The 12,628-nt window shown below is 60.2% G+C and carries 13 protein-coding genes; 8 read left to right on the plus strand and 5 right to left on the minus strand.

Annotated features, from left to right (window positions below):
* Positions 1-2: 2 nt before the first annotated feature.
* Positions 3-1,532, minus strand: a complete 1,530-nt coding sequence (locus tag ABIT12_RS17205) for a HAMP domain-containing sensor histidine kinase (RefSeq protein WP_348040839.1) — start codon at positions 1,530-1,532, stop codon at positions 3-5.
* Between the two features lie 149 nt (positions 1,533-1,681).
* On the opposite strand from ABIT12_RS17205, the gene ABIT12_RS17210 reads away from it, so the two are divergent.
* The 3 genes from ABIT12_RS17210 to ABIT12_RS17220 all read left to right on the plus strand — a co-directional run bounded on the left by ABIT12_RS17210 (position 1,682) and on the right by ABIT12_RS17220 (position 3,170).
* Entirely contained in the window at positions 1,682-2,155 is a 474-nt protein-coding gene (locus ABIT12_RS17210) for a thermonuclease family protein (protein ID WP_348040841.1), read from the plus strand.
* A gap of 131 nt (positions 2,156-2,286) precedes the next feature.
* On the plus strand, positions 2,287-2,766 hold the full coding sequence (locus tag ABIT12_RS17215) for an Lrp/AsnC family transcriptional regulator (RefSeq protein WP_348040889.1): 480 nt from the start codon (positions 2,287-2,289) through the stop codon (positions 2,764-2,766).
* A gap of 2 nt (positions 2,767-2,768) precedes the next feature.
* Entirely contained in the window at positions 2,769-3,170 is a 402-nt protein-coding gene (locus tag ABIT12_RS17220) for a VOC family protein (RefSeq protein ID WP_348040843.1), read from the plus strand.
* 24 nt (positions 3,171-3,194) lie between these two features.
* Here ABIT12_RS17220 and ABIT12_RS17225 read toward each other — a convergent pair whose 3' ends face one another.
* From ABIT12_RS17225 to ABIT12_RS17235, 3 genes are all read right to left on the minus strand, one after another.
* A complete protein-coding gene (locus tag ABIT12_RS17225) occupies positions 3,195-3,767 on the minus strand; it encodes a phosphotransferase-like protein (protein ID WP_348040845.1) in 573 nt (190 codons plus the stop codon).
* A 45-nt stretch (positions 3,768-3,812) separates the two neighbouring features.
* A complete protein-coding gene (moaA, locus tag ABIT12_RS17230; protein ID WP_348040847.1) occupies positions 3,813-4,853 on the minus strand; it encodes a GTP 3',8-cyclase MoaA in 1,041 nt (346 codons plus the stop codon).
* A 98-nt stretch (positions 4,854-4,951) separates the two neighbouring features.
* Complete coding sequence (locus ABIT12_RS17235) at positions 4,952-5,521, minus strand: L,D-transpeptidase (protein WP_348040849.1); 570 nt, start codon at positions 5,519-5,521, stop codon at positions 4,952-4,954.
* Positions 5,522-5,802: 281 nt separating this feature from the next.
* On the opposite strand from ABIT12_RS17235, the gene rpiA reads away from it, so the two are divergent.
* The 5 genes from rpiA to ABIT12_RS17260 all read left to right on the plus strand — a co-directional run bounded on the left by rpiA (position 5,803) and on the right by ABIT12_RS17260 (position 11,971).
* Complete coding sequence (rpiA, locus tag ABIT12_RS17240; protein WP_407065646.1) at positions 5,803-6,462, plus strand: ribose-5-phosphate isomerase RpiA; 660 nt, start codon at positions 5,803-5,805, stop codon at positions 6,460-6,462.
* 59 nt (positions 6,463-6,521) lie between these two features.
* Entirely contained in the window at positions 6,522-7,019 is a 498-nt protein-coding gene (locus ABIT12_RS17245; RefSeq protein ID WP_348040853.1) for a DUF2059 domain-containing protein, read from the plus strand.
* Positions 7,020-7,116: 97 nt separating this feature from the next.
* Entirely contained in the window at positions 7,117-8,490 is a 1,374-nt protein-coding gene (gene gorA, locus ABIT12_RS17250) for a glutathione-disulfide reductase (RefSeq protein ID WP_348040855.1), read from the plus strand.
* An 86-nt stretch (positions 8,491-8,576) separates the two neighbouring features.
* Positions 8,577-9,953: a class II 3-deoxy-7-phosphoheptulonate synthase gene (locus tag ABIT12_RS17255; protein WP_348040857.1), complete on the plus strand. Its 1,377-nt coding sequence runs from the start codon at positions 8,577-8,579 to the stop codon at positions 9,951-9,953.
* A 107-nt stretch (positions 9,954-10,060) separates the two neighbouring features.
* Positions 10,061-11,971: a PAS domain-containing protein gene (locus tag ABIT12_RS17260; RefSeq protein ID WP_348040859.1), complete on the plus strand. Its 1,911-nt coding sequence runs from the start codon at positions 10,061-10,063 to the stop codon at positions 11,969-11,971.
* Between the two features lie 27 nt (positions 11,972-11,998).
* On the opposite strand, the gene ABIT12_RS17265 is transcribed toward ABIT12_RS17260, so the two are convergent.
* Complete coding sequence (locus ABIT12_RS17265) at positions 11,999-12,424, minus strand: response regulator (RefSeq protein WP_348040861.1); 426 nt, start codon at positions 12,422-12,424, stop codon at positions 11,999-12,001.
* Between the last annotated feature and the right edge of the window lie 204 nt (positions 12,425-12,628).

Raw genomic sequence — 12,628 nt, forward strand, 5'->3', positions numbered from 1 at the left:
GCTCACCCGACGTCCGAGTAAATCTCCAGCCGGTTCTTCTTTTCCACCACGGGCGCCAGTGCATCCATGACGCGGGCGCGGGGGAAGGTGGCGATCACTTCGGTGCCGAAGCGCAGCTTGGAAAACAGGTCGAACCGCCCCTGATGCAGCTCCATGATCTTCTGCACGATCGGCAGGCCCAGGCCGGCGCCCTGTTCGGCAGTCTTCTGGGCCAGTGAGCCCTGACCGAACGAGGACAGCACGGTTTCGATTTCTTCCTCGGGAATGCCCGGGCCGTTGTCCTTGACCGAAACCAGTTGCCCGCCGTCACCGCTGCGGGTGACGATCAGCGTCACCTTGCCCGATTGGGGCGTGAACTTGATGGCGTTGCTGAGCAGGTTGAGCACCACCTGGCGAATGGCGCGTTCGTCGCCCCACAGTCGCGGCAGGTTGTTGCCGACATTGAATACCAGTTCGATGCCCTTGGACTTGGCGCGCAACTCCATCATGCGGCGGCAGTCTTCGGCGATATCGACCAGCGAGACTACTTCCTCGTTGAGGTCGTATTTGCCCGCCTCGATACGGCTGAGGTCGAGCAGTTCGTTGATCAGGTTCAGCAGGTGTTGGCCGCTCGAATGAATGTCGCCGGCATATTCCTTGTATTGCGCCACCTGATGCGGCCCCAGCAGTTCCGATTTCAGCACTTCGGAAAAACCGATGATGGCGTTGAGCGGCGTGCGCAACTCGTGGCTCATGGTCGCCAGAAACTGCGACTTGGCGATATTGGCCTGTTCGGCGTGGCGCCGCGCTTCATCCGACATGTGGCGCGCTTCTTCCAGCTCGTTGATCAGCGAGTCTTTTTCGGCCTGGTGGGTGATGGTTTCCAGTTCGGAGGCATGCATCTGTCGAGCCAGGAACACGAAGAAGATTTCGCCGCACAGGGTCACCGCCGCCAGCGTGTAATTCAGCGTCCCGCCCAGTGCGATCAGGTTGATGCTGACCGTCAAGGTCGCCGGCAGCGTACTCATCACCGTTGCCGGGGGCAGGGTGCGGGTGGCGACGGCATTGGCCGCCACGCAGACCAGCACCATGGCAAACATCACCGCTGCCAGCGCATCGGGGCTGGCCACCAGTGTAAACAGCGCCAGCGCCGACCAGGCGACGCCATAGACGGTTTCGGCGGCAACAAAACTGGTGGTCCATTGGCTGGCATTGAACTTTGCCGGCGTGATGGATTTGAAGCGCCGCGCCACCAGCACAGCAGCAGTCAGGCTCAGCAGCACCAAACCGGCCCACAGTGCGGTAAACAGCGCCGGCACCCAGAAACTGGACATCAGCGCCAGGATCATGACGATCACGGCCATGGGCAGCGCGCCGTTCAACCGCGCACTGGCATATTCGTTCATCAGTTCAAAATCGTAGGACGAGCGGGTGCCAGAGCTTGAAGTGAGCCGCTGCCGGGCATCGAGCACGGTTTTCTGGGCATTACCCTTGGGCTCGCGTCCCATCTGGGAGCGAACGTCCACCTCGCCGCTCGCGGGCTGATAGGGCATCGAACTCATACTCATGTACTAAATAATGCGAACTCAACGCGAACCCGCTACGCTTGAATTGAACCCTAGCGAGTTCGTAGTTAACGCCCGGTGAAATCTTGCCCTTCTATCCCCGCCGACCTCCCGCTTTTCGTGGATTTCGGGGAGCCGTGGCCGCAATCGTCATTCTGGCTGGATGCGCCTTTATCGCCAGCCTGCTGGAGCCGCCACCTGCCGAGCTTTCCGGCAGGATCAGCGCCAGCGATGGCGACAGCTTCCACTATGGCGCCGACCGCATCCGCCTGCTCGGCATCGATGCGCCAGAACTGGCCCAGAGCTGCAAGCGGGCCGACGGCGCGGTTTGGCCCTGTGGCCGGGTAGCGCGCGACCGATTGGCCGCCTTGCTCTCTGCCAAAATCACCTGTGCGCAGGATGGTCAGGATCGCTTCGGTCGCTATCTGGCCACCTGCCAGTCAGCCAATCGTGACATTGGCGCCATCATGGTGTCGGAGGGGCTGGCGGTTTCCTCTGATAATTATGGACAGGAGGAGATGGCAGCGCGCGCCGCCAAACGTGGAATCTGGGTTGGCCCGTTCGAAAATCCACGGCTGTGGCGCGACGAAAATCCGCGTCCTGCGGAATAAACGTGACTATCATAATCATCTTTAATCGTGAAAGATTATTGCGTTGCATTGGCGATCGTGGCAGATATCATGCCAAAATGATCAGCATTAGCCGCTGATTTCGCAATCTGATTTCTGGGGACGTGATGGCGTTGGATAAGATCGACCGCAAAATTCTGACCTTGTTGCAAAAAGACGCAACGATGCCGGTGGCTGAAATTGGTCGTAAGGTCGGGCTGTCCACTACGCCGTGCTGGCGCCGCATCCAGAAAATGGAAGAAGATGGCGTGATCAAGCGCCGCGTCGCCGTGCTCGATCCAGCCAAGGTCAATGCCGGCGTCACGGTCTTTGTTTCGGTCAAGACCAATGAGCATTCCGAAGGCTGGCTGCGCAAGTTCGCCACCGTAGTTGAAGATTTCAGCGAAGTGGTCGAGTTTTACCGCATGAGCGGTGATGTCGATTACCTGCTGCGCATCGTCGTGCCCGATATCGGCGCCTATGACAGCTTCTACAAAAAGCTGATCGCCAAGATCGCGCTGACTGACGTGAGTTCATCTTTCGCCATGGAGCAGATCAAGTATACGACGGCGCTGCCGCTCGATTATGCTCTGGTCACTGACGACGATAAATAGCCATGTTGCTCGGTTTTGAACATATCGGGATGACGTCTCGCAATCTGGACCGCACCATCGGGTTCTATTGCGATCTGCTCGGCTTGAAATTAGTCCTGCGCAAACAAGGCGATGTGGGCGACACCGCATTTCTTGATTCCGGCAGTGGCATGCTCGAAATCTTCGGGCGCACCGAGCGCACGGGGATTTCCCGCGACGTTCCGCACTACGAGGCGGGCGTTCGGCATATCACCTTCGCCTTCGACGATATCGACGTGCTGTTTGAAAAGCTGGTCGCCGCCGGCATAGAGCCCGTCGAAAAGCCCCGCCCAGCCCGCTACACCGAAATGTTCCGCCGCGTCGCCTTCGTCCGCGACCCCGATGGCATCCTGGTGGAACTGGTCGAACGCACGGTCAGCCGGTAGCGCTTGGGCCTTGGGCCTGCCAAGTCAGATTGGTGCAGGCAGCACGAAAAAATTCGATCCGCCCTTTCGCGCCGCCCACCCCGCGATGATCCGCTGGACATTTGCGTCCACGCCGCTCGCGGTCTGCAGTTCCAGATCGTAATTCACCCCTTGATGAATGGCGTGAAAATCCTTTTCGGCACTACCGATGCCGCGGTCGCCCCGTTGTTGCTCGCGGCGGATCAACTCGCCGAGCGGACAGTGTACAGCGACGAAAAACACCTCGAATGGCTTCAGCAATGCCGCCAGGTCGCCGTGCCATCCCGGCGTATCCAGAATGTGTTCCACGATCAGATTGTTGCCGCTCGCGGCATAAGCTGCCAACGAGCCATGAAATCCGCCAAAGAATGCCTTGCGCATCCCGGACCAGGCGAATTCTCCGCTCTTGATCCGGGCCGAGGGTAACACGCCGGCATCGCGCAGATGGTCGATCGAGACGTGCCAAAACGGTTGGCCGATGGTCGATTGCAATGCCCGCGCCAATGTCGACTTGCCGCTGCTTGACGCGCCGTGCAGGAAAATGATCTTGCCGGCCTGGGCCGTCTGGCGCTCGGTCATCGGCGATACACCTGATTGAATTTTTAAGGCTGGCGTCGAAATCGGCTAGCCGCCGGTAACCGACATGTGCCGGCCCAGGGCCGGCTGCGGCCGCGCCCGGTCGATGACAAAATCATGCCCCTTGGGCTTGAGCAGCATGGCCCGATCCAGCGCGGCATCGAGTTCGTCATGACCGCCATCACGCAAGGCGTCACGCAGGTTGACCTGATCGTCTTGGCCAAGGCACATGAACAATTGCCCGGTCGCGGTCAGCCTGACCCGATTGCAGCTTTCGCAGAAATTGTGGCTCATCGGGGTGATGAAACCCAGCACGCCGCCGGTTTCGGCTACGCGGACATAGCGCGCCGGGCCGCCGGTCCGCTGGTCGAGCTTTTCCAGCGTGTAGCGGCGGCTCAATTGGTCGTGCAATTCGCGCAGCGGCAGATAGCTGTCAACGCGGTCGATCCCAACTTCGCCCAGCGGCATGCCTTCGATCAGCGTCAGCCCCATGCCCTTGCCATGGGCCCAAGCCATCATGGTCTCGATCTCGTCATCATTGGTGCCGCGCATCGCTACCATGTTGATCTTGATCGCTAATTTCGCTTCCAGCGCAGCATCGATGCCGGCAAACACATCCTCGATCCGGCCGCGCCGGGTGATGGCCTTGAACCGATCGGGATCCAGCGTGTCGAGCGAAACATTCAACCGCCGCACGCCCGCATCAGCCAGCGCACCGGCATATTTGCGCAACTGGCTGCCATTGGTGGTCATGGTCAACTCTTGCAGGCCATTGCCGCGCAGGTGTCGGCCAAGCGTCTTGACCAGTTCCATGATGTCGCGTCGCACTAACGGTTCGCCACCCGTGAGCCGCAATTTGCTAACGCCGCGTGCAACAAAAGCGGCCGTAATGCTATCAATTTCCTCGAAGGTGAGAATGTCCCGCTTGGGCAGGAACGTCATGTCTTCGGCCATGCAATAGACGCAGCGATAGTCGCAGCGATCCGTCACCGAAATGCGCAAATAGGAAATATGCCGCCCATAGCGATCAACCAGCGGTCGCGCGGCGGGCAGGGCGTCTGCAATTGCGGGCAGTGGCTGTATCATCATCGTGCCAACCTAATCTGCAATCGCGCAGTTTCAAAGGCATGAGCAAATAAAAAGGGTCGGTTCCTGAGAACCGACCCTTCAAAAACAGGGGAGCAGCTTTACTGCTTGACGACGACCAGCGCGCCGACCGAAACGCGATCATAAAGATCGACCACGTCTTCATTGGTCAGGCGAATGCAGCCCGAAGAGACAGCCTGGCCAATCGACCAGGGTTCCGAGGTGCCGTGCAGGCGATAAAGCGTCGAGCCGATATACATGGCGCGCGCGCCAAGTGGATTGTCCGGGCCACCCGGCATGTAAGCCGGTAGATCCGGAACGCGCTTGCGCATCTGCGCCGGCGGCGTCCAGCCTGGCCATTCGGCCTTGCGGGAAATGTGGTGCTCGCCGGACCAGCGGAAACCATCACGCCCGACGCCAACGCCATACTTCACGGCCTGGCCATCCGGCAGCACGAAATACAGGCGCCGTTCGGCCGTATCCACGATCACGGTGCCGGGGCGATACTTGGTTTCGTAGTCAACAACCTGGCGCTTGATCGGGCTGCCTTTATGAGCGCCCGTGCCGTAGGTTACCTGCTCGAACTCATTGGTATCAGCATTGTAACGCACAGCTGCAGCCGATGGGGCCACCATGGCAGCAGTAACCAACACCGACAGCATAAGTGCCATCGCCGATTTCATTTTAGACATGTGCCGCTACGCCTCTGACAGTAAAGCCGGCTCATGATTCGCCGGAAATAGTTAATTGCTTGCTTACGCGGTTTGCAGTGGGGCGAAAAGAGCAACTGCCGCGATTTTGCCACACTGAGCGCATTATCGCCGGATTTGTGTTGCCGATAGGTTACATGCCTCTTCACCAGCACGTGAACTGCCCCTTAAGCAGTGACATGGCGCGACGCGGACCACAGGAGCAGACTTTGAGTGAAGATTTGAAGCGGCAGGCCGCCGCCATGGCGCTGCGCGAAGTTCGATCCGGCATGCGCGTCGGCCTTGGCACTGGCTCGACGGCACGGCATTTCGTCGATTTGCTCGGCGAGCAGGTGGCCAATGGCTTTGAGTGCCTGTGCGTGCCAACCTCCGAAGTCACGGCGCGTCAGGCCCTCTCGCTCAATATTCCGCTGACCGATCTCGATACGATTGATCGGCTGGATGTCACCATCGACGGGGCCGACGAAATTGGGCCGGGTCTGGCACTGATCAAGGGCGCTGGCGGCGCGCTGCTGCGCGAAAAAATTGTCGCCACAGCGTCCGATCGCATGCTGGTGATTGCAGACAGCTCCAAACTGGTCGAAACCCTTGGGCGCTTTCCGCTGCCGGTCGAGGTCAATCGGTTCGGTCTGGGCGCCACGCGGCGCGCGCTGGAACTGGTGATGTTGGCCCATGGCGCTGAGGACAAGCTGCAGTTGCGCAACGATGCGGCAGGCACGGCATATGTCACTGACGGTGGTCACCTGATCCTTGATGCATTTTTTGGCCGCATTTCCGATCCAGAAGCACTCTCGAGGGTACTTCTCGATATTCCCGGCGTAGTTCAGCACGGCCTGTTTCTGGGGCTCTGCAAAAGGGCTTATGTCGCAACGCCAGATGGCGTAAGAACGCTCGATAACTAGCCGCTGTGCAAACAAGGTGGACGTGCAAGATGGGTTTTAAGGCAATGACAGGTGGAAAAATGCGCTTGAAGGCATTTGCGGCGATCATGATTGGCGCGAGCTTGATGGCAGTGTCCATGCCCGCCTACGCGCAGGAAGTCGGCCCTGAACAGCTGCAGCTGGCGCGCAAATATGTTGATCTGACCGATCGCGCCCAGATCTATGAAACCACCATGGTCGAAGCCGCGGTGGAAACCATGCGCCAGATCGTGCAGCAGAACCCTGAGCTCAGCGACGCGACCAACAAGGCGATCTCCAAGATCCTCGAGGAGTACAAGGCCAAGAAGGGCGATCTGATGGATCAGTTCGCCCGCGTCTATGCTGTCCAGTTCACCTCCGAAGAGCTGACCGAGATTGTGGCTTTCTACTCCACGCCCGCCGGTGAAAAGCTGGCCAAGACTGCCGCCCAGGTCAACGGCGATCTGAGCAAGGTGCTTGAAGTGTTCACCAATAACATGCGCCAGGAATTCTTTGCCAAGGTGCGCGCCGAGCTCAAAGCCAATGGCGTCGCGCTCTAGTCAAAGCGCCGATTGAACCGACCGGCCCCGCCTTGTGCGGGGCCTTTTTTTATGCGATGCGCCACCCGATATATGGTGGCCTTGCTGGAGCACGCCGATGAGCAGAACCTTCGATCTCGTGGTTATCGGTGCCGGCTCCGGCGGTGTCCGCGCCGCCCGCATGGCGGCCAGCTATGGCGCCAAGACCGTCATCATCGAAGAATACCGCGTCGGCGGCACCTGCGTCATTCGCGGCTGCGTGCCCAAGAAGCTGTTCGTCTATGCCAGCCGGTTCTCCGATCTGTTCGACGTCGCCCAAAGTTTTGGCTGGCAGGTCGATGCCCGCTTTGATTGGCCAACCCTGGTTGCCAACAAGGACAAGGAAATTGCCCGGCTGGAGGCCGCCTATACGGCGGGTCTGGAAAAGCCCGGGGTCGAGATCATTCATGATCGCGCCGTGGTCACCGGTCCCAACAGCGTCAGGATCGTCGGCACCGGCGAAGTGCTTGAAGCAAAGCACATCCTCATCGCCACCGGCGGGCATCCCAAGATTCCCAATATCCCCGGTGCGGAACTGGGCATCTCGTCCAACGAGGCGTTTGATCTCAAGACGCTGCCGCATTCGATCCTGATCGAGGGCGGCGGGTACATTGCCGTGGAATTTGCCACCATCTTTGCCGGGCTTGGCGTTCATACGACCATTATCTATCGCGGCGATTGCCTGCTGCGCGGCTTCGATGAGGACATGCGCCACGGGCTGGAAGCAGGCCTGCAAACCCGTGGCATCAAGCTGATATACCAGACTACCATCGCGTCGCTGAAACAGCAGGGAGCCGATATTTCGGTGACCTTCAGCGATGGCGTGGTTGCCCCGTTCGGTGCGGTGATGTTTGCCACCGGGCGGGCCCCTAACGTCAGGGGGCTGGGCCTTGAAACCGCCGGTGTCGAACTCACCCATGCCGGCGCCATCAAGGTCGACAAGTATTCCCAGACCACGACGCCGTCGATCTATGCCGTCGGCGATGTCACCGGTCGTGCTGCGCTGACCCCGGTCGCGATCCGCGAAGGCTGGTATTTCGCCGAGACCGTGTTCAACAACAATCCGCTGGCCGTCGATCACTCGCTGATCCCGACGGCGGTATTTGCCGAACCGGAAATCGGCGTCGTCGGCCTCACCGAAATCGAGGCGGCAACGCATGGCAATATCGACGTCTATGTCGCCCGCTTCCGGCCGATGATCAACACGCTGTCCACCAAGAGCGATCGGATGATCCTCAAGCTGATCACCGAGGCGGACGAGGGCAAGGTGCTGGGCTGCCACATTCTGGGGCCGGGTGCCGCCGAAATGATCCAACTGGTGGCGCTACCCATGGCAATGAACGCCACCAAGAAGGATTTTGACCGCACCATCGCTCTGCATCCAAGCGCTGCCGAAGAACTGGTAACCTTCAAGGCGCCGACCTATCGCTACCGCAATGGGGTCAAGGTCTAAGACCAATTGTACCTTGGCACGCCGGGCCGGCCTTGATAGACCGCAGCCAACTGAAAACTGGCTTTAACGGCCAAGCGAGACCTAAAATGAGCACATGGACGCCAAGCAGCTGGAGAGACAAGCCGATCTCCCAGGTCCCGGCCTATCCCGACGCCACCAAGTTGCGCGAAGCCGAACGCCAGCTCTCGACTTTCCCGCCTTTGGTGTTTGCCGGCGAAGCCCGTGATCTCAAGGCCAAGCTGGCTTCTGTGGCGCGTGGCGAGGCCTTCCTGCTGCAGGGTGGCGATTGCGCCGAAAGCTTTGCCGAGCATGGCGCCGATCACATCCGCGACTTCTTCCGGGTGTTCCTGCAAATGGCCGTAGTGCTGACCCATGGCGCCTCCAAGCCGGTGGTCAAGGTTGGTCGTGTCGCCGGCCAGTTCGCCAAGCCGCGCTCATCCGATACCGAAGTGATCAACGGCGTCGAGTTGCCCAGCTATCGAGGCGATATCATCAACGCCATCGACTTCAACGAAGCCTCGCGCATTCCCGATCCGGATCGCATGTTGCAGGCCTATCGCCAGTCGGCGGCAACACTCAATCTGCTGCGGGCCTTCGCTTCGGGCGGCTATGCTGATCTGACCCGTATCCACGAGTGGACCGTTGGGTTCATGAAGGGTTCGAACTGGTATCCAAAATACGAGGAACTGGCCAAGAAGATCGATGATGCCATCGAATTCATGGCAGCGCTCGGCCTCAACCCCGACAATACCCCGGCCCTGCGCCAGACCAGCTTCTTCACCAGCCACGAAGCCTTGCTCCTCGGCTACGAAGAAGCGCTGACCCGCCGGGATTCCATTACCAACAATTGGTACGCCACCTCCGGCCACATGATCTGGATCGGTGATCGTACCCGCCAGCCCGATGCGGCCCATGTCGAATATTTCTCCGGCATCCATAACCCCATCGGTATCAAGTGCGGCCCGTCGATGTCGTCCGATGACCTGCTGCGTCTGCTCGACCGGCTCAACCCCACCGACGAAGCCGGCCGCATCACCCTGATCGGCCGCTTCGGCGCCGAAAAGGTCCATGAGCACCTGCCGCGCCTGATTGAAACCGTGCAGAAGGCCGGCCGCACCGTCGTCTGGTGCTCCGATCCAATGCACGGCAACACCATCAAGGCCTCCACCGGCTACAAGACCCGTCCCTTCGATAAGGTTTTGTCCGAGGTGAAGGGCTTCTTCGATGTCCACCGCGAAATGGGCACCTATGCCGGCGGCGTGCATATCGAAATGACGGGAGACGACGTCACCGAATGCGTCGGCGGCGTCTCGGCGGTCACCGAGGCTTCGCTGTCGGATCGCTACCACACCTATTGCGACCCGCGCCTCAACGCCAGCCAGGCGCTGGAACTGGCGTTTCTCGTCGCTGAGGAAGTCCACGCGCAAAAACCTGCCCGGGTCGAACGCGCCGCCGGCGAATAATTTATGTCGCCGTAGAACTGAATCGAGGCGCCGCGCGTTCCCCCGAGAATGCGCGGCGCTTTGCTGTGTGCGATCCGTATTTCCTGCAGCGAGACTAAAACCTGCTTATGCCAAAATCTCTTTTCCCGGCGGCCACGCCAGAAGTGCGTGAACGCCTGGAGCGCAGCCCAACGCTCAAGCTGGTCAACGACTTTGACTGGTCCGGCAACCCGCTCGGGCCCATCCAGTTGTGGCCGGACAGCGTGCGGGGCGTCGTGCGCATGATCATGGCGGCCTCCAGCCCAATGGTGCTGCTGATCGGCAGGGATGGCATCCTGATCTACAACGATGCCTATGCCGCGTTTGCCGGCAATCGCCACCCGGAAATCTTCGGCATGCCGGTTTTGACCGCCTGGCCGGAGATCGCCGATTTCAACCGGCACAAGATCGAGCTGGGCATGGCCGGCGAGGCGCTTGTCCTGCGCGATCAGGAACTGGTGCTGAACCGTCACGGCAGCCTGGAATCGGGCTGGATGGACCTGCATTACAGCCCGATCCTGGGTGAAGACGGCCGGCCGCTCGGCACGCTATGTACAGTCTATGAAACCACCGAGCGCGTGCTGGCCGAAACGGCACTGGCCCGCAGCGAGGAGCGGTTGTCGCTGGCGCTCAGTGGCACCAATCTGGTCGGCACCTGGGATTGGGACGTGGCACATGACGTGGTCACGGCAGACGATCGTTTCGCCAAGCTCCACGGCATCGACCCGTTGCAGGCCGGCATCGGCGTTCCGGTTGATCAGTTCCTCAACGCGGTTCATCCCGAAGATCGCGCGCGCGTTGAACAGGAAATCACCACCGCCGTCGCCAATGCTTCGACCTATCGGTCCGAATACCGCCTGGTCCGCAGCGAGGACGGCAGGGTGCAATGGGTCGTTGCCTCCGGCCGCCCGCGCACCGATGCTGCTGGCAGGGTCACCCGCTTTCCCGGTGTCGTCGTCGACATTACCGAGCAAAAACTGGTCGCCGAGGCATTGGCCAAAAGCGAGTTGAATTTCCGCACGCTCGCCGACACCATGCCGCAAATGGTCTGGTCAACGCTGCCGGATGGCTTCCACGATTATTACAACGCTCGCTGGTACGAATTCACCGGCATGCCGGTCGGCTCCACCGATGGCGAGGCCTGGAACGGCATGTTCCACCCCGATGATCAGGAGCGCGCCTGGGAAGCCTGGCGGCATTCGCTGAACACTGGCGAGCCCTACCAGATCGAGTACCGCTTGCGCCACCACACCGGCGCCTATCGCTGGACCCTGGGCCTGGCCCTGCCGATCCGGGACGACAAGGGCACCATCATACGCTGGTTCGGCACTTGCACCGATATCAACGAAACCAAGCTGGTCGCCGAAGAGCGCGAACTGGTGGCGCAGGAACTCAGCCATCGCATCAAGAATATCTTTGCGGTTTTGACCAGCATCATTGGCCTGTCCGCGCGTGGCAAGCCAGAGGTCAAACCCTTCGCCGACCAGTTGCGGCAGCGCATCTTCGCGCTGGGCGAGGCCCATAATTTCGTGCGCCCGCACAGCCACATCTCGCGCCCGGAGCTGAACCAGAGTTCGCTGTGGGCGCTGATCGCACAATTGCTCAGCCCGTATCAGGAAGACGAAAATCGTTTCAGTTTCGTCGGTTCCGATGCCGAGATCGATGATGGCACCGCCACGCCACTGGCGCTGTTGTTCCATGAACTGGCCACCAATGCTGCCAAATATGGTGCGCTGTCGGTGGATGGCGGCCACGTGACCCTGACGGGCGAGCCCCATGGCGACCACTATCGCCTGACCTGGAAAGAGCAGGGTGGCCCGAGGCCGGCGCCAAGCGACGTCAAGGGCTTCGGGTCCAGTCTTATTGCGCTGAGCGTTGAAGGCCAGATGCGCGGTAAACTCGAGCGGATCTGGGAAGATGACGGGCTCAGGATCATCGTTGATCTGCCCATCACGTCGTTGCGCCGGTCGGCCAGACTTCAGGCCGAGGAACCGGCCTGAATTTCATCGGCATCCAGATAGAGTGACTTAGGCGCTAGCGGCCATCTGGCCGCCCCAGTTGAACAGCTTGAGCCGCTGCGGCGGCGTCGCTTCGATGTCGCGATGACGCGCCACGGCGAAGGTCACGGCCTGCTTCAACTCGCGCTCCGTCACCGGCTTGGGCAAGACGCCCAGCGTCCCGGGAATGCCATTCCCCAACTGCGATGGATTTGCCGTCATGAACAGCACGGTCACGCCATGGGTCTGCGCCAGAATGCGGCCAATCGACATGCCGGTGGGGCCGTCCTGCAAATTCAGATCGACCAGGGCAATATCGGCACGCGCCGCCAGTTTCAGCGCTGTTTCCTGATCAGCCGCAACCCCCACCGGTTCGTGGCCCATTTCGGCGATCACATACTCGATCTCGGCGGCAACAAAAATCTCGTCTTCTACAACCAGTATCCGGGAGGTCATGGCGCTCACTCTTCAGGCTTCGTTTGCAACAAAACTCACGAACGCCGCCTGGGTTGCGCAGGTCAGCCATGAGATGGCGTTCTAGGCCGAATCTTTGATCAACATTGTTACCAAAACGCCAAGAACCGCGTGGCGGCATTTAGCGGATCATTAACCCTAATAACCCATAAATGGCCCACCGGACCTTGAGCAGGTCATCCGATC

The organism is Devosia sp., assembly GCF_039927955.1.
Classification (GTDB): Bacteria; Pseudomonadota; Alphaproteobacteria; order Rhizobiales; family Devosiaceae; genus Devosia.